The 18858-nt window shown below is 65.6% G+C and carries 18 protein-coding genes and 1 pseudogene; 11 read left to right on the top strand and 8 right to left on the bottom strand.

What is annotated here, in order from left to right; translation table 11 throughout:
- Nucleotides 1–335: 335 nt before the first annotated feature.
- The gene (locus tag TX80_RS01795; protein ID WP_049921165.1) at nt 336–1271 is read left to right on the top strand and encodes a hypothetical protein; all 936 of its coding nucleotides are present in this window, start codon (nt 336–338) and stop codon (nt 1269–1271) included.
- Nucleotides 1271–3226: an outer membrane protein assembly factor BamB family protein gene (locus tag TX80_RS01790; protein ID WP_049921164.1), complete on the top strand. Its 1956-nt coding sequence runs from the start codon at nt 1271–1273 to the stop codon at nt 3224–3226. The genes TX80_RS01795 and TX80_RS01790 overlap by 1 nt, the downstream gene beginning before the upstream one ends.
- 42 nt (nt 3227–3268) lie before the next feature.
- On the opposite strand, the gene TX80_RS01785 is transcribed toward TX80_RS01790, so the two are convergent.
- On the bottom strand, nt 3269–5140 hold the full coding sequence (locus TX80_RS01785; RefSeq protein WP_049921163.1) for a PQQ-dependent sugar dehydrogenase: 1872 nt from the start codon (nt 5138–5140) through the stop codon (nt 3269–3271).
- Nucleotides 5141–5397: 257 nt separating this feature from the next.
- A complete protein-coding gene (locus tag TX80_RS01780; RefSeq protein WP_049921162.1) occupies nt 5398–5715 on the bottom strand; it encodes a hypothetical protein in 318 nt (105 codons plus the stop codon).
- Nucleotides 5716–5871: 156 nt separating this feature from the next.
- Here TX80_RS01780 and TX80_RS01775 point away from each other — a divergent pair, with 156 nt between their 5' ends.
- Complete coding sequence (locus tag TX80_RS01775) at nt 5872–6099, top strand: DUF5795 family protein (protein WP_049921161.1); 228 nt, start codon at nt 5872–5874, stop codon at nt 6097–6099.
- Between the two features lie 91 nt (nt 6100–6190).
- Nucleotides 6191–7024: an SDR family oxidoreductase gene (locus TX80_RS01770; protein WP_049921160.1), complete on the top strand. Its 834-nt coding sequence runs from the start codon at nt 6191–6193 to the stop codon at nt 7022–7024.
- Nucleotides 7025–7079: 55 nt separating this feature from the next.
- Here TX80_RS01770 and TX80_RS01765 read toward each other — a convergent pair whose 3' ends face one another.
- Entirely contained in the window at nt 7080–7952 is an 873-nt protein-coding gene (locus TX80_RS01765) for a UbiA family prenyltransferase (RefSeq protein WP_049921159.1), read from the bottom strand.
- Nucleotides 7953–8205: 253 nt separating this feature from the next.
- Between TX80_RS01765 and sucC the strand changes: the two genes are divergently transcribed.
- A complete protein-coding gene (gene sucC, locus TX80_RS01760) occupies nt 8206–9357 on the top strand; it encodes an ADP-forming succinate--CoA ligase subunit beta (RefSeq protein WP_049921158.1) in 1152 nt (383 codons plus the stop codon).
- Nucleotides 9354–10226: a succinate--CoA ligase subunit alpha gene (sucD, locus tag TX80_RS01755; RefSeq protein WP_049921157.1), complete on the top strand. Its 873-nt coding sequence runs from the start codon at nt 9354–9356 to the stop codon at nt 10224–10226. The genes sucC and sucD overlap by 4 nt, the downstream gene beginning before the upstream one ends.
- An 89-nt stretch (nt 10227–10315) precedes the next feature.
- On the opposite strand, the gene TX80_RS01750 is transcribed toward sucD, so the two are convergent.
- A complete protein-coding gene (locus tag TX80_RS01750) occupies nt 10316–10603 on the bottom strand; it encodes a hypothetical protein (protein WP_049921156.1) in 288 nt (95 codons plus the stop codon).
- Between the two features lie 156 nt (nt 10604–10759).
- On the opposite strand from TX80_RS01750, the gene TX80_RS19250 reads away from it, so the two are divergent.
- Nucleotides 10760–10915: a hypothetical protein gene (locus tag TX80_RS19250; RefSeq protein WP_195893013.1), complete on the top strand. Its 156-nt coding sequence runs from the start codon at nt 10760–10762 to the stop codon at nt 10913–10915.
- Nucleotides 10916–11070: 155 nt separating this feature from the next.
- Here TX80_RS19250 and TX80_RS20070 read toward each other — a convergent pair.
- The 3 genes and pseudogenes from TX80_RS20070 to TX80_RS01740 form a co-directional block, all read right to left on the bottom strand.
- Nucleotides 11071–11283 (bottom strand): annotated as a pseudogene (locus tag TX80_RS20070) (thioredoxin family protein); the annotation flags it as partial.
- Nucleotides 11284–11320: 37 nt separating this feature from the next.
- Nucleotides 11321–12460, bottom strand: a complete 1140-nt coding sequence (locus tag TX80_RS01745; RefSeq protein WP_049921155.1) for a hypothetical protein — start codon at nt 12458–12460, stop codon at nt 11321–11323.
- A 206-nt stretch (nt 12461–12666) separates the two neighbouring features.
- A complete protein-coding gene (locus TX80_RS01740; protein ID WP_049921154.1) occupies nt 12667–13566 on the bottom strand; it encodes a haloalkane dehalogenase in 900 nt (299 codons plus the stop codon).
- Between the two features lie 668 nt (nt 13567–14234).
- Between TX80_RS01740 and bioB the strand changes: the two genes are divergently transcribed.
- The 4 genes from bioB to bioD all read left to right on the top strand — a co-directional run bounded on the left by bioB (nt 14235) and on the right by bioD (nt 18531).
- Nucleotides 14235–15338, top strand: a complete 1104-nt coding sequence (gene bioB, locus TX80_RS01730; RefSeq protein WP_049921152.1) for a biotin synthase BioB — start codon at nt 14235–14237, stop codon at nt 15336–15338.
- A gap of 44 nt (nt 15339–15382) precedes the next feature.
- On the top strand, nt 15383–16435 hold the full coding sequence (locus TX80_RS01725; RefSeq protein WP_049921151.1) for a hypothetical protein: 1053 nt from the start codon (nt 15383–15385) through the stop codon (nt 16433–16435).
- Between the two features lie 189 nt (nt 16436–16624).
- Entirely contained in the window at nt 16625–17839 is a 1215-nt protein-coding gene (locus tag TX80_RS01720) for an aminotransferase class I/II-fold pyridoxal phosphate-dependent enzyme (RefSeq protein ID WP_049921150.1), read from the top strand.
- Nucleotides 17836–18531: a dethiobiotin synthase gene (gene bioD, locus TX80_RS01715; protein WP_049921149.1), complete on the top strand. Its 696-nt coding sequence runs from the start codon at nt 17836–17838 to the stop codon at nt 18529–18531. The genes TX80_RS01720 and bioD overlap by 4 nt, the downstream gene beginning before the upstream one ends.
- Nucleotides 18532–18548: 17 nt before the next feature.
- On the opposite strand, the gene TX80_RS01710 is transcribed toward bioD, so the two are convergent.
- The gene (locus TX80_RS01710) at nt 18549–18761 is read right to left on the bottom strand and encodes a hypothetical protein (RefSeq protein ID WP_049921148.1); all 213 of its coding nucleotides are present in this window, start codon (nt 18759–18761) and stop codon (nt 18549–18551) included.
- Between the last annotated feature and the right edge of the window lie 97 nt (nt 18762–18858).

The following is an 18858-nucleotide window of genomic DNA, read 5'->3' as shown; positions in this document are numbered from 1 at the left end:
CGACCGGCGGACACGGCTCGCCGGTGGGTATGAGGTTTTTCGGGTATTCTTGGATTCTTTTGAACACCCACCGACATAATTGGTGATGAACTATAGTAATTAGCTGTTTTTGGCGGAAACGCCCGCTCCCCGGCCCCTTTCGTGGGTCGGCACTGAACCGAGCGTCGGCCACGGCGTTTCGGATCGGCTCCGACCAATGCGTCGTTGTCGATTCCTAAATCATTTCCGCCCAATACTGAACAAGTATTTTGATATCCAGCTACGAATAAACAGATGACAACCGGCGAAACCGTGACAACGACTAATGAACGAGATATTGTCTGTTGTTATGTGCCATGGCATACGGTACCAATCCAGAGCGCAGGTATAGCTACGGTGAAGTAAGCGACCAGGATCGACGGGAGTTTCTGAAGGCACTCGGGATCATCGTGGGTGGCGGCGTTGCCGGTGCGACGCTCCGTGACCTCCGAAGCGAAGTCTCGAGCGGTGCCGCGGGCGGACTGGCGGAGATGGGGAAAGCGGTGCAGGACGGGCTTACAGGCACGCTCGACGCCACGCTGTTGAGCGAAGAGCTTACGGCACTGACCGAATCCTTCGACCGCTTGCCCGAGATCGCCGCGATGGGCGTCCCGGACGCGGGGGCCAGCGCGTACCAATCGCTGACCGGCCCCGCCTGGACGATCAACGACCACCTGTCCGAGGTCGGCTTCTTCGCGAGCGCGGAGGAGAACCTGCCGGCGTTTACGCCGGAACACATCGAGGAGACGACGCGACAGCTCCTGCACATCGACTCGCTTCCGGCGACGCTCTCGGAGGTCGGCTTTGCGGAACAGGAGCAGACGGCGCTCGTCGTCAACATCGTCAACGTACGCGAGCAACTGTCGTGGTGGATGGCGACGCCGGACTATCCGCCGGCGGACGCCGTCGACGACGGCGTCGTCCACGAGTACGTCGCGCCGTTGCACCAGCGCGCGGCGGAGGGGGCGCTCCTGTGGATCGACGGGCTCGATCACTTCCTCTGGCAAAACGACGTGTTGCTCACCGAGGAGATGATCGATAACGGACTCTGGGACGTCAAGTCGATGCTCGGCGGCTACTACCTGCTGGGCTCGGCCGCACACGATCTCGCGACCAGTGAGATCACCGACGAGCACCTCTCGGCGCTGACGAGCGGCAGCACCGCGATCATGATCATCGGACAGGAGTTCCTCCGCAACGACGTGATCCAAATTACCGACGACATGCGCGCTCCCCTGGAGGTGAGCCGCTAATGACCTACGAAACCCCCGAAACGGAGCACATCGCTCTCCCGGACGACGCACCGTGGCACGAAAAACCGGGCGAATCCCACGTCGCACAGGGCAATACCGACGCGATTCCGGAAGTCGACGTCACGGAGGAGGACCTCCGGCAGACGAAAGAGGAGGAGACCAACTGGCTGCTTTTCGGCGGTGCCTACGAGAACCAGCGCTACACCACGGCCGAACACATCACACCCGAGACCCTCGAGGAGATCGAACTCGAGTGGCGGATCGATCTGGCTCCGCCGCAGGTCCTCGAGGAGAACCCGAGCCACGAGTTTCAGGGGTCGCCACTGGTCGTCCACGGCGATCCGCCGATCATGTACACGACGGTCGGTGCCGACCAGCTCTACGCGCTGAACGCACGGACCGGCGAGAAGCTCTGGGAACACTTCTACGAACCGGCCGTCGGCTACTCGGAGGACGCGCCGCCGGCCGAGCGTGGTCCGGCCGTCCTCGGCGATACCGTCTACAAGAGCACGCTCGATCTGGGCGTCATCGCGATCGATCGCTACACCGGCGAGGAGGAGTGGTACTTCAACGGGGCCGCGGCCTATCGCGGCGAAGTCGCCGACGACCTCATGCACGAGGAACTCCAGTGGGAACGCGAGCGGGGGTCGACCTCCTCGTTCCCGCCGCTGATCTACGACGGAACGCTGATGAAAGGCAGCTTCGGCGGCGAGTTCGGCGTCAGTGGCTTCTTCGACGCGATCGATCTCGAGGGCAACCCCCAGTGGCGGTTCAACATGACGCCCACCCACGAGTGGGTCGGCGAATCCTGGCGACACGGCGGCGGCACCGCGTGGCCGTCGGGCGCGATCGAACCCGAGGAGGGAACGGTCGTCGTCCCGTGTGCCAACCCCGGCCCGTGGTACGGCACCGTTCGCCCCGGGTTCAACCCCTTCACGTGCGGTAAGGTCGGGATCGACATCGAGACGGGCGAGTACGAGTGGCACTATCAGGACATCCCCCACGACTGGTGGGATTACGACTCCTCGCCGCCGCCGCTGGTCTTCGAAGAGGAACACGACGGCGAGCCGACGAAGTTCGCCGCGTGGCCCTCCAAGACCGGCTGGGTCTTTACGGTCAACATGGAGACCGGACAGCTCCACCAGCGCAGCGAGGAGTACGTCCAGCACGTGAACACGTTCACGCTGCCGCCGTACGAGGACCTCGAGAACGCCCCGTGGATGATGCCACACCTCTCCGGCGGAACCAATCCACAACCCAGTTCGTACGACCCCAACACGCGGACGATGGTCGTGAAAGGGACCAACACGCCGATGGCGCTGTCGTGGTACGAAACCGAATACGAGGCCGGCGAACGGTACATGGGGATGGACATCGCCACCGCCGAACCGCCCGAGGAGGCCGAGGAGCCGGACGATCCGACCCTCGACGCCGAGGAGGTCGCCGAGGAGGAAGACCCCCACCTCGAGGCGGAGGTCGACGAGGGAGAAGAACCGGAGGGCGAAGACGTCGAGGAGGCACGGGACGGAGACACGGAGGGCGCGGCGGACGAAGACGAGGACGAGGGACCCGTCGTCGGCGAGGGACGACCCAACTACCCCCGGGAGTGGAACGGCGCGACCGGCGTGATCGCCGGCATCGATCCCTACTCCGGCGACGTGAAGTGGCAGGAGTGGTACGACTGGACCAACTACGCTCCCCGTGGCGGGTCGTTCACGACGCCGACCGGACTCGTCTTTGCGGGGACGCCAAACGGCCTGATGGTCGCCTACGACGTCGAGACGGGCGACCGACTCGCCGAGTACGAGGTGGCCGACCACGGGGTCGACGGCGCGCCGATTACCTGGGTCGATCCCCACGAAGAGAAACAGTACATCGCGATGCCGGCCGGCGGCGGCCACCACACCGACGTCGAACTGGGAACCACGCTCGCCGTCTACTCGCTCGAGATCTGACGGCGTTCCCCGTTTTTCGAAGCGTCGGTCGCCCCGGGGCGATCAGTGTTCGTACCGCTCCTGCGGGACGATCCGGTGGACGGATCCGTCGCCGTCGGTGACGGACGGCGTCGTCGAGGTGAGAACGTAGAGTTCGCCGTCGGCGTCCCGGCCGAATCCGTATACGAGCCGGTTGAGGTCGCCGTCCCGGACGATGTCGTCGGTGTCGTCGTCCTCGCCGACGGCTTCGACGGTCAGTTCCTCGATCGGCCACAGCCCGTCGTCGGGCTGCGGAGCTTCGTCGTCTTCCTCCGGCGGGTCGATGAAGAAGTCGTCTTCCTCCGCGTCGTCCTCGGCTTCGATCGCAGCGTTCTCGTCCATCCACTCCGTCGGCGGGCGCGCGAGGAGCAACCGTCCGGGCCCGTCGCCGTTCCGGCTCCAGTCCCCGAAGACGTACGTTCCCGTGAGGTCGCCGATCTCGTCGCTCTCGTACACGTAGCCCCCGACCACGGCCGTCCCGAACGGCTCGCGATCGATCTCCTGCGGATACTCGATCACCGGGTCCAACAGCGGTTCGCCGCCGCGAACCGAGTCGGGGGTCTCCTGCGGACACTCCTCTGGCGGCTCCGTCGGGGAGTCCGTGCTGAAACAGTGGGTCCCTTCCTTGACGTTCCAGGCGTAGTTTCCGCCCTGTTCGACGTGGTTGACGCTCTCGAACAGTTCCTGTCCGACATCGGACGCCAGAAGCGCGCCCGCTTCGGTGAAGCTCATCCCCCACGGGTTGCGCATCCCCCACGCGTAGTATTCGTCGAGGTGATCCTCCTCGTCGACGAGGGGGTTATCGTCCGGAACGCCGTAGGCGCGGTCGTCCGACTCGGTATCGACGTCGAGCCGGAGCATGCCGCCCAGCAGGTTCTCCTCGGTATCCTGTCCGTTCCCGCCCTCGTTTTCGTCGTACCAGTCCTCGACGTGGCCGTCGCCCACGTCGTTTGCGCCGCCGCCGTCGCCGGTGGCGACGTAGAGGTAGCCGTCCGGCCCGAACGCGATCGGCCCGGCATTGTGGTTGAACTGTGGCTCCGGAACCTCGAGGATCGTCCGCTCGGAGTCCGGGTCGGCGGCCTCGCCGTCGTCCGTCGCCTGGAATTCCGCGAGGACGAACGTGTGATCGTACTCCTCTGGCGTTCCCTCCCGCGGCGGCGCGCTGTAGCGGACGAAGAACCGCCCGTTCTCCGCGAAGTCGGGATGGAACGCGAGGCCGAGCAATCCACGTTCGTCGAACTCCTCCCGAAGGTCGACGAGGCGGTCCGAGACGTCGAGAAACGGTTCCTCCTCGAGGCCGTCTTCGCCGTGGACGTATATCCCGCCCGTCTGATCGACGATAAAGCGCCGGTCGCGCTCCTCGTCGGCGATCTTGAACTCGACGGGCGCGGTCAATCCTTCGGCGACGGTCTCGAGGCCGACGGTCGGTCCCTCGCCGACGAGGTCTGTCTGTGTCTCGTCCCCGTCGCCCTCGGCGACGAGTTCGATCTCGCCGTTCATCGAGGAGCGATGCGGCCCACAGAAGTATTCGACCATTCCCTCCTCGGCGGTGAACTCGACGGTCTGTGTCTCCCCCGAGGTGGAGACGATCTCGCTCTCGACGAATCGCTCGTCGTTCTCGTCGACGATGACGAAGTTGTGTGGTGCCCCGTCCAGATTCTCCCAGACGAGCGTGTACTCCTCGCCCGCGACCAACTCGAGGGTCGGGTTCCGTTCGTCCGCGATCTCGTCGGGCGCGACCCCGACCCAGTTGCTCACCCGTCCGCCGAGCTCGATATCCGCGTCCGGTTCGTCCTCCTGTGCCGTCGCAGTCGCGCCCAGCCCCGCGATGGACGTCGCCGCAGCCGATTGCAAAACGATGCGTCTCGATACCGGAATACGTTCACTGTCGCGCATTGTGTACCCCTACTGACAGCGGTCGGAACGCCACGTCTCGGCGTCTCCCCGTCCGGTCATAAACCGCCGCCATCGTTGCTCCGCTAACCTCGACTTGTCCGATCGGCGATGGAACAAGGCGGATTTGTCGGTCGGTAATACGTTCTTTCCCGCCGATTCGGCCGCGTCGTTCGAGCGGGAGGCTCGAACCGGTATCGGCCCACCGACGGATCGTCGACGACGTCCGTGATCTCCAGTGGACCGGCGGAGGCGTCGTATCAGTGATCGATCCCCGGCCGCTGGAAGGTGGTCTCGTCGGTCGTTGGATCCGCAAGCGCCGCCTCGATCTCGGCGGCCGCCAGAATTTCGTTTCGGTCCGGTTCGTCGTCCCGCCTGAAGTAGTAGGTGTCCGCACAGCCCGCGACCATCTCGGAGAGCGGTCGCTCGTCCTCGTGAACGACGGAGACGAGGTCGCCCGTCACCGCAATCAGGACCGCGTCCGACGGTTTGTGGAGGGCGTCTCGAAGCCGTTCGACGGTGCAGTCTTCGGGCAGTTGCAGGTGCACACCGTCGACGGTCACCCATCGTGTCTCCATACACCGGCGTTGGCGCGTCGTCCCCTATACCGTTGTGCCCGCAGCTACAGGCCGCTTACTCCTGAACCGGTTCCCCGGAGTCGGAGCCGGCCGTCACGGCCAGCTCACCGAGGGAGCACTGAAAACGCTTAGGGGGTCGCGCCCGGTAGCTCGAGTGTGAGCGAGAATCGCGTCGTTCAGGGGCGAATGGTTACGGCCGAAGCGCTCGCGGAACTGATCGAGGGCGAATCGGTGATGGAAGCCGAATCGATCGAGGAAGCCGACAGGGAGTGTCCCGACTGCGGGGGCAACGTTCTTGAAGTCGGCTACATGCCGTCGGTCACCGAGTTCGTGACGGGCCGGAAGTGCCAGGACTGTGACTGGAGCGAGACCGACCGGGACTGATCGGGAACGGTCGCGTTTCGGCACCCGGAGCCGCTCGAGTGCCGACAGTTGCGCGTCGAAGGATTATCCAGTTGACGCGTGAACTGTGGCTATGCGTTCGCCGACGGTCCTGATCACGGGCTGTGCTTCGGGTATCGGAACCGAAACCGCCCGCGCGTTCGACGAGCGCGGTTGGACGGTGTACGCAACCGACCCGGATCGCGACGATCTCGAGGCACTCGCCGAACTGGGCTGTGAAACCGCCACGCTCGACGTCACCGACGCCGAGCAGGTCGACACTGTCGTCGAGCGAATCGACGACGAGACCGGGCGGCTCGACTGTCTGGTCAACAACGCCGGGTACGGACAGATCGGCCCCGTAGAGGAGGTTCCGACTGAGGCCGTCGAACGGCAGTTCGACGTCAACACCTTCGGCCAACACCGACTCATCAGGGCGGCGTTGCCGATCATGCGCCGCCAGGGACACGGCCGGATCGTCAACATCTCGAGCGTCTACGGCCGGACGTTCTTTCCCGGACAGGGCGCGTACACGGCGTCGAAGTGGGCCATCGAGGGGCTGAGCGACGCGTTGCGCGTGGAGGTGTCGGACCACGGCATCGACGTCGTCCTGATCGAACCCGGTCCCGTCGAGACGAACTTCGGGAACCGGGCACTCGCCGAGACGGACCGACTCGAGGAGACGGGTGCCTACGACTGGTTCTACCGGCTCTTCGACGAGGACCGGTACGATCGACGGTTCCTCGACAAGGCGGTCGGCTACATCCAGCCCGAGCGGGTCGCGGACGTCATCGTCGACGCAGTTCACGCGAAAAACCCTGACGCGCGCTATGTCGTCGGGCCGTGGAAGTACCAGCTGTGGCTTGGCAGCCTCGTCCCGACGGCTGTTCGGGACCGGCTTTTCGAGACCGTCAAACGATTGCCCTAACCTGCCGGCGGCGGCCGGCTTCCGTGGGCCGTCCGCGGGGCCGATCGCCGCTCGGTTACCAGACCGCGACCTCGAGTGCGACCACGAGCGCGGCGAGAAAGACGTGTTCCCCGTCGACGATGAACCCGTAGAACAGCGGGCCGCGGTCGGGTGTCGCGAAGGGGATGTAAGCGCCGACGTATCCGTTCATCGCGAGCACGACGAGGAAGTCGACAGAGACGACGCCGGTCCGGACGAGCGCGACGACGGCCGCGGCGACGACGACGTTCGCCGCCTGCGAGAGGAGCCGCGTCCACCGCAGACCGAGCGTGTTCGGGACCGTAGCGATTCCTTCCTCCCGGTCGCCTTCGATATCCTTGACGTCGAAGATCACCGCGGCGATGGTGATCATGGCGGTGACGTAGCCGGCCAGAAACAGCACCTCTATCGTCCAAAGCTGCTGGTAGTAGTAGCCGACGCCAAGCGGAAGCAGCCCCCACGCGGCCCCGACGACGAGGTTTTTCACGAGAAAGACGCGCTTGAGACCGCCCGTCGAGTACAGAAGGGCGACGACCAGCGGCAGTACCAGATACCCGGCTCCCGGGACGCCGAGTGCGACCGCGAGCGCGATCGAACCGAGATACAGGACGACGCCGGCCGCCAGCCAGAGTCGGCCGTACCGCCGCGTAAACGCCGCCCGCCGTGGAACGTTTCGCTCGTCCTCCTCGATGTCGGTAAACCGGTTGACGGTGTAGACGAACATCGTGACCGCGAAGACGATGAAAAACGGCAGCGGATCGAGTGGCAGTCCCGCCAGGACGACCGTCGTGACGACGACGCTCACCGTCGCCAGCGAGATAAAGAGGTTGCTATGGACGAGAAACCTGAGCGCGCCGGTGACAGACGACAGCCACCGTCGTGGCCGGTGTGTCGCGGTCGGGTTCGTCACGTCGATTCGGCAACCCCCCTAGAAAGGGATTGGCCGGGAGACGTTTCAATGCTGGGTCGCGGGGACGAATGCCGCCGTTTTCGACACGAGGGCGGCGATGTCGAACCGGTAGCCGGGATCTCACGCGAAAGCGGACGGGAGCGAAACGATGGCCGACTTCGGATTCTCTGGAGTCGATAGTCGTCGATGGATTCCCGCCGCGAGTGGAATCTAACAGGATTTAAGCAAGGTCGGGACGCCCGTTCGAATGGGCATGAAACTGCACGAGTACCAGGCGAAGCAGGTCTTCGCCGACGCCGGCATTCCGACGCCGGAATCGACACTCGCCTCCGACGTCGACGGTGTCGTCACCGCGGCCGAGGAGATCGGGTATCCAGTCGCAGTCAAAGCACAGGTACAGGTCGGCGGCCGGGGAAAAGCCGGCGGGATCGAACTCGTCGAAAACGAGGACGAGGCCCGCGAGGCCGCGGACTCGATCCTCGGGATGGACCTCAAAGGCTACCACGTCGACCGCGTCCTCGTCGAGGAGGCGGTCGATTTCACGAACGAACTCTACGTCGGGATCACGATGGACCGCGGCGAGGGCAAACCCGTCGCCATGGTCTCGACCAAAGGCGGCGTCAACATCGAGGAGGTCGCCGCGGAGGACCCCGACGCGATCGCCCGCGAACACGTCGATCCGTCCTTCGGAATGCATCCCTATCAGGCCCGCAAAGCCGTCTACGACGCCGGCGTCGATCAGGCCGTCGCGCGTGACGTCTCGAACGTTCTCATGACGCTGTACGATCTCTGGGAGAGCCGCGACGGCTCCGACGCCGAGATCAACCCGCTGATGGTCACAAGCGACGACGAGGTCATCGCGGCCGACGCCGTGATGAACATCGACGAGGACGCGCTGTTTCGCCAGCCCGAACTCGCCGAGATGGAAGACGAGGCGGCCGGCGGCGACGAACTCGAGCAAAAGGCCGACGAGTACGACTTCGACTACGTCCGGCTGTCCGGCAACGTCGGGATCATCGGCAACGGTGCCGGCCTCGTCATGACGACGCTCGATCTGGTCGACCACTACGGCGGCCAGCCCGCCAACTTCCTCGACGTCGGCGGCGGTGCCAAGGCCCAGCGCATCGCGAACGCGCTCGATATGGTCTTCTCGGACGACAACGTCGACAGCGTCGTCTTCAACATCTTCGGCGGGATCACCCGCGGCGACGAGGTCGCCCGGGGGATCAACGAAGCGCTCGAGCAGTTCGACGAAATCCCCAAGCCGGTCGTCGTCCGACTGGCCGGGACGAACTGGGAGGAAGGCATGGAGATTCTCAACGAGGACCTCGTGACGGTCGAACAGACCTTAGAGGACGCGGTCCAGCGTGCCGTCGAGTACGCTGGGGAGGTGAACGAACAATGAGCGTACTAGTCGACGACGACACGCGCGTCGTGGTACAGGGCATCACCGGCGGGGAAGGGAAGTTCCACGCCAAGCAGATGATGGAGTACGGCACCAACGTCGTTGCCGGCGCGGTCCCCGGCAAGGGCGGTCAGGAAGTCGAGGGCGTCCCCGTCTACGATACGGTCCACGAAGCGGTCGACGAAGAGAACGCCGACACCTCGGTCATCTTCGTCCCGCCGGCCTTTGCCGGCGACGCGATCTTCGAATCGCTCGACTCGGATCTCGACCTCGCGGTCGCGATCACGGAGGGCATCCCGACGCAGGACATGGCCCGGGTCAACAAGCGCCTCTCGGAGACCGACACGCGACTCATCGGGCCGAACTGTCCCGGCCTCATCACGCCGGGAGAGGCCAAACTCGGCATTCTCCCCGGCAACATCTTCGCCGAGGGGAACGTCGGTCTCGTCTCGCGATCCGGTACCCTGACCTACCAGGTCGTCGACAGCCTGACCAACCGCGGCATCGGCCAGACCACCGCCATCGGCATCGGCGGCGACCCGATCATCGGCACCGACTTCGTCGACGCGCTCGAGCTGTTCGAGAACGACCCCGAGACCGACGCGATCGTCATGTGCGGTGAGATCGGCGGCGAAGACGAAGAGGAAGCCGCCGCATACATCGACGAGCACGTCGACACGCCCGTCGCCGGCTTCATCGCCGGCCGTACGGCCCCGCCGGGAAAACGCATGGGCCACGCCGGCGCGATCGTCTCCGGCTCGGGCACCGGCACCGCAGAGAGCAAGATTTCGGCGCTCAACGACGCCGGCGTCCCCGTCGGCGATACGCCCGAAGAGGTCGCGGACCACATCGAGGAGTTCCTCGCCTGAGACCCGGGACGACTGCGGTCCCGTTCCCTGCTCGCCACCCGAGGGGCGATCGATTCCGGCGCTTCGATGTCGTTACCTGTGGGAGGACGTCAATCGGCTCGTTCCCACCGTCCGATCGTCAGGACGACGACGAACGCGAGCGCGATGACGCCGAGCAGTAACCAGTCGATGAGCGTCGTGCTTCCGTACGGCGACGACGGCGTCAACACTCGGGTAAGTTGAATCAACGCGACGACGAACAGCGCGAGCCCGAACACCGAGGAGATTGCGATCCACGCTCCGTTTCGAAGCGCCTCAGCCGTTTCCCGGGCGTCCGCGTCGCTTTGCTCCGTCGGTTCTTCCGGCGGGTCCGGCTCGGTTCGATAGGTGTGCCCCATGTTCGCATGGCCTCGTCGCAGTGACAAAGCTATGACTGGTGATAACCCTAGAACTCAACCGTTCGCAGTTACGCCCCTGACTCGCCACGGTCGTGCTCGGGCGGCCGTCGATACCCGGCACAACAACCATGGGTGAGCTGCCCGTGATCGTTCCCCGTGCCGGTACACATCGAGTGTGACGCCTGTGGCGACGCACACACGATCCCCGACCGTGCGAGCGATCCCGAAGCCGCCGGAACCGTCTGCCCGAACTGCGGTGCGCGGCCCTTCACCGTCGCCCGCAACGGCCTCGAGTGGCACCCCGAGCCGTAACCGGTCGTGCTCGGGCCGACGGACGGTGGGACGTCGATCCCGCGCGGCGGTCGATCGCCTGCCGGAGAGTCGGTTCGTCTTACAACCCGTCCGTCGTCCTGCTGTGTGAGCCCCGACTGGGCGGCGGTGTCGGTTTTTCCCGATCGCTGACGAAACTCGCCAGCGAGGTCGTCGAGAAGCGGTGCGAGCATCCGACACGGGCCACACCAGTCGGCTGAGAAGCGATCAGCACGAGGTGATGAGCCGCGGGACGATCGGCGTGAATCGGGTCGTCGGGCGTGTCCACACCGGCACTGTCCTGCTCCGCGGCGTTTTCGTTCGTGGATTCGCTCGAGTTCCGACTCGATGTCGGAACCCGTCTCGGGCACGGTTTCGTCCGTATCGGACGGCGTCGGCGAACCGTCCCTAGAAGAGCCCCGTGAGCTTCGATCGAAGGCGACCGACGACTCCGTCCGGGTCGTCGCTGTCGTCGATCGGGCCGTCGTTGTCGGGGGTAGCCGCCGTGTCGATCGTCTCCGGGGCTCGGCCGTCCGTCCGACCGTCGTCCGCGCTGCTCTCCTCGTCGGCGGGACCGTCGGCTCGGCTCTTGTCGGCGGAGTCGGCCGCTATCGCTTCGAACACGTCGGCGTCGGCAGCGCCGCCGATCGGGCCTGTTTCCCCGGACAGCGGTACGCCGGCGGAACTGTCCGCTCGTTCCGCCGCGGATTCGGCGTCGCCGTCGGGGCCGCTGTCGGTTTCGCTCGAGGCAGGGTCGTCGGACCGTGGGGACGAACCGTCGCTCGCGTTCGAAGCTCCGGACTCGACGTCGGCGGCGTCGGGTTCGACTCCCGGCGTCCCTCCGAGGGAATCGGGGTCCGCCTCGTCCTCGATCTGCGGCTCGGCCCCGGTCTCTTCCCCGTCGTCGGTCTCTGTCGTGTCTGCGACGAGTTTGACCTGTGGCTCGTCGTCTTCGGGTTCCGTCTCGTCCTCGAGTTCGACGGTCGCCCGGTCGTCCGTCTCCGTGCCGGCGGGCTCGTCCCGCTCGGTTTCGGTGGCCGCCTGCTCGCGGTCGCTCCCGGCGGTGTCGCGTTCGAAACTCTCGGATTCCGCTTCGCCGTCGGAATCGGTTGCCGTCGAGTCGTCGGGATCGATCCAGAGGAACTCCTGTTCCTTTCGCCGGCCGGTAAGCAGGAGTTCCTCGAGTTCGTCCTCGTCGACGAGCAGATCGTCGTCGACCGGCGATTCGTGCTCCGGGTCCGGTTCGTCCGCGCTCGCGATGATGTCCTCGGGACTGTCCTCCGAGAGGAGCTCGTCAGTTGCGGTGTCGTCGACGTCGTCTTTGAGTTGGCCGAAGACGGCTGCCGCCGTCTGATCCTCGATATCGTCCGCATCCGACGGCGTCTCGCTGGACTCGGTCCGGCCGTCGTCCCGTTCGCATTGTGCTTCCCGGTCGATCGCCTCCCCCCGGGGCGATTCCTCCGCCAGCTCATCGAACAGTTCGTCGACACTCGAACCGACATCGACCCCGCCCTCACCCGATTCGCTCCCGATCGTACTATCGGTCATGCATTCACGATACTCAATTAGCTAATAATACGTAATCAACGTTCGGAATTTTTCCATCAGCGACTGATGAGAGAAGTGATATATTAGTGTAATGGCCGACGATCGGCTTCGGGTGACCGATCGGTCAGTGTTCGCTCGCCGTGAGACGACGGCGTTCGAGAAGTAGGACGCGGAAACACTGCGAGAGGCGTTTCCGGCGCGCCGAGTCAGGTGCGATCGACGAAGTCGACGATGTGCTCGGCGATCTCCTCGCCGGCGTCTTCCTGAAGGAAGTGTGCAGCCTCGTCGATCCAGACGTCCGGCTGTTCGCTCGCGGTCGGAATGTGGTTACGGAGGGGATCTCGAGTATCGGCCGTAATCGGGTCGTGCTTTGCGAAGAGGACGAACGCAGGGTTTTCCCACTCGGCGAGGCGCTCCCGCGCGTCGGCGAACAGTTCCGCGCCGGGGTCGTCGGGCGACTGCGGGACGAGGTCGGGAAACGTTCGGACACCGGCCATGTACCGCTCGTCGGGAAACGGTGCGCGGTAGGCGTCGACCACGTCCGCCGGGAGATCGCGGTAACAGCCGTTTTGGACGATCTCGCCGATATCGAGGTCCTCGGCGGTTGCGATCACGTCCGCGAACGCGTGCCAGGTCTCGGCCATCTCCTGTGTGCCGTCCGGAAGCCCGGTGTTCATCGGAACCAGTCGGGCGAACCGCTCGGGCTGGCTGGCCGCCAGCGGGAGTCCCAACAGTCCGCCCCAGTCCTGGCACACGAGCGTGATGTTCGTCAACTCGAGGGCCTCGACGAACGTTCGCACGGCGTCGTAGTGCATCTCAACGGTGTACTCGTCTCGGTCCTCGTATCGGTCGGAACGGCCACAGCCGATCAGATCGGGGACGACGACGCGGCCGCGTTCGGCCAGGATAGGCATCATTTTTCGATAGAGGAACGACCACGAGGGCTCGCCGTGTAGACAGAGAAACGTCTCCTCGTCTCCGCTTTCGTCCGCACTGCCGCCGGTTTCGACGTACGCCATCTCCAGTCCGCCGACGTCGACGTACTGGGGTTCGTAGTCGAAGTTCGGGACGTCCTCGAATCGCTCCGCCGGGGGACTGATGACCATGAACGTTGACACCACACACCTCTATTCAAGCGTTACGGAACGGGAATAAACGTCCCGATCGTTGCCGCTGTCGGAGGGAACCACACCGCGGCCGATGGATGTTCTGGCGGCGGCCCCGAAAACTCATGGAGACGCCGCGATATCTAGGCACAGTCGCGATCACGACAAGATACTTACCAGTTCGGCGAACAGGTGATCGTCTGCCCCGCCCGACCCGTCGCGTTCTCCTCGCTACCGTCGGTGGGATCGCGACCGCCGGGTGTCTCGATTCGACGTCCGATCCGTCGACGGACGACACCGACGATACGGCCGACTCGACGAGACTCGAGACCTACGAACTCGGTAGAACGGACGACGATGTCGACGCCACACCGGTGATCACCGAAACGCTTCTGCGGACCGATCACCGCCGGGCCTCATCGCACTCGCGCGCGAGCACGACGCCGATCGGGTTCGATTGGAGGAGTACGGCCCCACGTACTTGGATCTCGGCGATCGCACGGACCGCCACTACGTGTACGACGGCGACACCGACGCGATTTCGAGGCCTGACCCCGGGGACGATACTGACTCCTGACCACCTCGATCCCGTACCCGCCGACACCGCCGCGTCGCAACCGTCGTGACGATCCACAATCATTATAGTCTCGTTAACCGATGTCGAAACTGTGGTTTACGAGATAGGAAACGAGACGGTCGACGACGCACTCGAGCGGGTGCTTGCCGGCGAGCGACTCGATCGGACCGACGGGCTGGCGTTGATGGCCCAGCCGGTCGAGTCGCTCGCGGAAGCCGGCGCGGCCGTTCGGGATCACTTCGGCGATGGGACGGTCGACGCCTGCTCGATCGTCAACGCGAAGGCGGGCAACTGCGCCGAGGACTGTGGGTTCTGTGCGCAGTCGGTACACTTCGATACCGGCATCGATACCTACGGCTTTCTCGGCCCCGAGAAGGTCCTCGAAGCCGCGAAGCGCGCCGAACGCGACGGCGCACAGCGGTTCGGCATCGTCGTCGCGGAGAAGGGCGTCTCGAAGGAACACCGCCCCGAGGAGTGGGCGGAGGTCATCGAGGCGATCCGCCTCGTCCGCGACGAGTGCGATCTCGAGATCGACGCCTCGCTGGGCATTCTGACCGAAGCGGAAGCCGAAATCCTCGCGGCGGAGGGGATCAACCACTACAATCACAACATCGAGACGTCCCCGCGGTACTTCCCCGAAGTCGTCGACACGCACGACTTCGAGGATCGGGTTCGGACCCTCGAGGTGGCCAAGGCGGCCGGGATGGACCTCTGTGCGGGCGTCATCCTCGGGATGGGCGAGACTCCAACCGACCGGGTCGAGGCCGCAATCGCGTTGCAAGAGATCGGCATCTCCTCGCTGCCGGTGAACGTGTTGAACCCGGTACCGGGGACGCCGATGGCCGAGCGAGGCGTCGACATCACGACCGAGGAGATCGTCAAGACGGTCGCGGTGTACAAACTGCTCCATCCCCGTTCGCGGGTTCGACTCACCGGCGGCCGCGAGGCGAACCTCGCGCCCGAGGAACAACACCTTCCCCTCGAGGCCGGTGCCGACGGCCTGCTCACGGGCGATTACCTCACCACGGAGGGGCAGTCGCCCGGTGACGACATCGAGATCATCGAACGCGCGGGCCTCGAGCCGAACCGGGAGACCAACGACTTCGATCCGGAGGCGGTCAAGGCTCGCCACGGCGCGTCGACGGGATCGACCACCGAGACGGCAAAGACCGGCACCGAACCGGGCGACGATTGACGTATCGATTGCGAACCGACGACGACAACCGACGATCACCAGACATGGACGACGTTACGTTTGCAGTACTCGGAACCGGAGGTATCGGCCGACGAGCGCTCGAGGTCAGCCAGCACAAGGACGCGCTTACGCCCGTCGCGGCGTGTGACCGCCACGGCGTCGCCGTCGACTTCGACGGCCTCGACGTCGAGGAACTGCTGGCCGCGACGGAGGGGAACATCGACAACGAAGTGGCCACGGACGGCGGCGCGACGGCTGCCGGCGGCGGCGTCAAACAGCACGGCGAGAACCGAGGCGTCGTCGCCTCCGAGCAGGCGCGAACGAGCGAGGACCCCATTCAGGAGATCATCGACCGCGGTGACGGGATCGACGCCGTCCTGCTCGCGTTGCCGAACTACGAACACGACTTCATCCCGCGGACCGCCGACCGCTTCGTCGAGGGCGGCTACTCGGGAGTGATGATCGACGTACTCAAACGCTCGCGCGTGATCGACATGCTCGACGAACGCGCCGATGCGTTCGACGACGCCGGCATCACCTTCATCTGTGGCGCGGGCGCAACGCCGGGGCTGCTCACCGGCGCAGCGGCGCTGGCCGCCCAGTCGTTCGTCGAGATCGAGGCCGTCGACATCTGGTGGGGCGTCGGTCTCAAGTCCGGCTACGAGGACAACCGCGGCACCGTCCGCGAGGACATCGCCCACCTGCCCGACTACGACATCGAAACCGCACGCGAGCTTTCGGACGAAGAGATCGAGGCGATCATCGACGACCACGACGGCGTCATCGAGTTCGAGGACATGGAACACGCCGACGACGTCCTGTTAGAGCGCGCCGGGATCTGCGACGCCGAGGACGTCGAGGTCGGCGGAATCCTCGACGTGCGCAGCGACGAGAAGCCCACGACGACCACGGTGCGGGTCACGGGTCGGACCTTCGACGGCGAGACAGCGACGAACACGTTCCAACTCGGCGACGAGACGAGTATGGAGGCAAACGTCAACGGCCCGGCGCTTGGCTACCTGAAAGCCGGCGTCCGGCGGAACCGTGCCGGCGAATACGGCGTTTTCGGGCCGGCGGAACTGATGCCCGGTTTCTGAGAGCGACGCCACCGCGGCTCGAGGCGGTTTCGGGCCCGGGCGATCGGACGACGTGCAGGACGATACTGGCCCCGTCCGGACACGAGACGACCACGGACGGCAGCGGCTGCTGTGGCCGTCCACCGGCGGCTGATCCGTCCTGATCGGAACCGTGAAAGTGAAACCACGGCAACGACACCCTTTACTTCAATGGAAGACCGCGGGTTCGACCTCGGGGCCCGGCTCGGGACGCTCGAGGAGAACGAACTGAAACGATCGCTCTCGCCCGTCGACCGGGTCGCGGAGCGAGGATATTTTGCGGCTCCCTCGGGCGGTGACCTCCCGGTGCTCGAATCCGACGAGGTGCTGGTGTTTGCCTCGAACAACTACCTGGGGTTGACCGCCGATCAGCGCGTCCAGAACGCGGCCCGACAGGCCGCCGCGACCGTCGGAACGGGCGCGGGTGCGAGCCGGCTGGTCACCGGGGACACGCTGGCCCATCGGGACCTCGAGCGACTGCTGGCCGAGACCAAAGGGACCGAGCGAGCCCTGACGTTTTCTTCGGGCTACGCCGCGAACGTCGGGACGATCGCTGCGCTCGAGCCGGACGTCGTCTTCTCGGACGAACTGAACCACGCGAGCATCGTCGACGGCTGTCGGCTCTCGGGTGCCGAAATCGTCGTATACGATCACTGCGACGCGGCGAGCCTGCGGTCGAAGCTGGAAACGCGAGCCGCCCGGTCGGATTCGACCGACGAGGACGAGTCGTGGCTGCTCGTCACGGACTCGGTGTTCAGCATGGACGGGACGGTCGCGCCCCTCGGCGCTATCTGCGATGCCGCCGAGGAGTTCGGCGCGTGGGTGATGGTCGACGAAGCCCACGCGACTGGCCTCTACGCTACCGGCGGCGGCGTCGTTCAGGCGGAGGGACTCGAGGATCGGATCCACGTCCAGATGGGGACGCTCTCGAAGGCGCTTGCGAGTCAGGGCGGCTACGTCGCCGGTAGCGCCGCGTTGGTCGAGTGTCTGGTCAACGACGCGCGGTCGTTCGTCTTCTCGACGGGGCTGACGCCGCCGGCGGCCGCGGCCGCCAGCGAAGCGCTGCATCTCGCCCGGCACAGCGATGCCCGCGAACGGCTCTGGGAGAACGTCGCCCACCTCCGGGACGGACTCGAATCGCTTGGATTCGAAATCGCCGGGGAGTCACAGATCCTCCCCGTCCTCGTCGGGGACCGACGTGATGCCCTCGCACTCGCCGACGGGCTTCGGGACCGAGGCGTCATCGCGCCGGCGATCAGACCGCCGACGGTACCGGAGGGAACCAGTCGAATCCGGGTCGCCCCGATGGCGACCCACGAACAGGACGACATCGTCGCCTGTCTCGAGGCGTTTCAGGCCGCGGGCGAGGAGGTCGGACTCCTATGACCGCCGAAACGCGACCGATCGCCGTCGTCGGGACCGGAACCGGCGTCGGCAAGACCGTCGTCACGGCCGGGCTTACCCGTTGGCTCCGCTCGGCGGGACACGACGCGCGAGCGATCAAACCCGCCCAGACCGGCTGGCCGCCGGACGACGACGCTGGATTCGTCGCCGAAGCCTGTGCCGATCCCGACGCCGCGGTCTGTCCAAGATACCTCGAGCCCGCACTCGCGCCACGCGTTGCCGCCGAGGAGGCCGACGAGAAGCTCACCTACGAGTCGATCCTGACGGCCTGCAAGCGCGAACTCGAGCGAACCACCGTTCCGCTGGTCGAGGGGATCGGCGGGCTTCGGGTCCCGCTGGCCGGCGACCGCGAGGTGATCGACCTCGTCGCCGATCTCGAGGCGACGGCGGTCGTGGTCACGCTCTCGGGGCTGGGAACGCTCAACCACACCGCGCTGTCGATCGACGCGCTCGAGCGCCGCGGCGTCGACGTCCTCGGCGTCGTCTGTAACGAGTACGAGGGGAAGACGGTCGCCGAACGGACGAACCCGGCCGAACTCGAACGGATGACCGGCTATCCCATCGAGACAGTGCCGCGGCTCGAGGGCGAAGCGCCGCCTGAACTCGCCGACGGAGTGGCGGACGCTCTCTCCGCGGCGTTTCTGGAGCAGTTGCCGGTCGGAACCGAGCGCTGACCGGACCGCTTCGAGAATCAGTCCGCGGACGGCGTCGGTGGGCCTCCGTTGACGGCCGCAGCATCGCCGTCTACGGACGGCTCGGGGACGTCCTCCAGCGTCTCGACGAAGGAGGCGACGATCTCCGACTTCCGGTGTTCGACCTCGAGGTGGACCCGGAGGTCGATCCGTTCGTCGTATGTGTCCGTACAGAGCGGACAGTCGTGGTGGTCGGTCGGTGGCCCGTTCATCGGTGTCCACTGTCGACGTTCACCGACGTAATACTGTCGATCGTTCTACAACTAGATATGTTCGTGTTGAGAGGCGTATTCGGGCCGGGCGCGGGTC

It is taken from the genome of Halopiger djelfimassiliensis, from assembly GCF_000455365.1.
In the GTDB taxonomy this organism is placed as follows: Archaea; Halobacteriota; Halobacteria; order Halobacteriales; family Natrialbaceae; genus Halopiger_B; species Halopiger_B djelfimassiliensis.
The sequence above is the reverse complement of the archived record's forward strand: the minus strand, read 5'-3'. Positions and strand labels throughout refer to the sequence as shown.

Bases quoted from the DNA above. Each gene is read 5' to 3' on its own strand.
- sucC (WP_049921158.1), top strand. From the start codon at position 8,206: ATGAAACTGCACGAGTACCAGGCGAAGCAGGTCTTCGCCGACGCCGGC.
- TX80_RS01740 (WP_049921154.1), bottom strand. From the start codon at position 13,566: ATGGTCATCAGTCCCCCGGCGGAGCGATTCGAGGACGTCCCGAACTTC.
- TX80_RS01795 (WP_049921165.1), top strand. From the start codon at position 336: ATGGCATACGGTACCAATCCAGAGCGCAGGTATAGCTACGGTGAAGTA.
- TX80_RS01780 (WP_049921162.1), bottom strand. From the start codon at position 5,715: ATGGAGACACGATGGGTGACCGTCGACGGTGTGCACCTGCAACTGCCC.
- TX80_RS01750 (WP_049921156.1), bottom strand. From the start codon at position 10,603: ATGGGGCACACCTATCGAACCGAGCCGGACCCGCCGGAAGAACCGACG.
- TX80_RS01785 (WP_049921163.1), bottom strand. From the start codon at position 5,140: ATGCGCGACAGTGAACGTATTCCGGTATCGAGACGCATCGTTTTGCAA.
- TX80_RS01725 (WP_049921151.1), top strand. From the start codon at position 15,383: ATGGACGACGTTACGTTTGCAGTACTCGGAACCGGAGGTATCGGCCGA.
- TX80_RS01770 (WP_049921160.1), top strand. From the start codon at position 6,191: ATGCGTTCGCCGACGGTCCTGATCACGGGCTGTGCTTCGGGTATCGGA.
- sucD (WP_049921157.1), top strand. From the start codon at position 9,354: ATGAGCGTACTAGTCGACGACGACACGCGCGTCGTGGTACAGGGCATC.
- bioD (WP_049921149.1), top strand. From the start codon at position 17,836: ATGACCGCCGAAACGCGACCGATCGCCGTCGTCGGGACCGGAACCGGC.
- TX80_RS01745 (WP_049921155.1), bottom strand. From the start codon at position 12,460: ATGACCGATAGTACGATCGGGAGCGAATCGGGTGAGGGCGGGGTCGAT.
- TX80_RS01790 (WP_049921164.1), top strand. From the start codon at position 1,271: ATGACCTACGAAACCCCCGAAACGGAGCACATCGCTCTCCCGGACGAC.
- TX80_RS01710 (WP_049921148.1), bottom strand. From the start codon at position 18,761: ATGAACGGGCCACCGACCGACCACCACGACTGTCCGCTCTGTACGGAC.
- TX80_RS01720 (WP_049921150.1), top strand. From the start codon at position 16,625: ATGGAAGACCGCGGGTTCGACCTCGGGGCCCGGCTCGGGACGCTCGAG.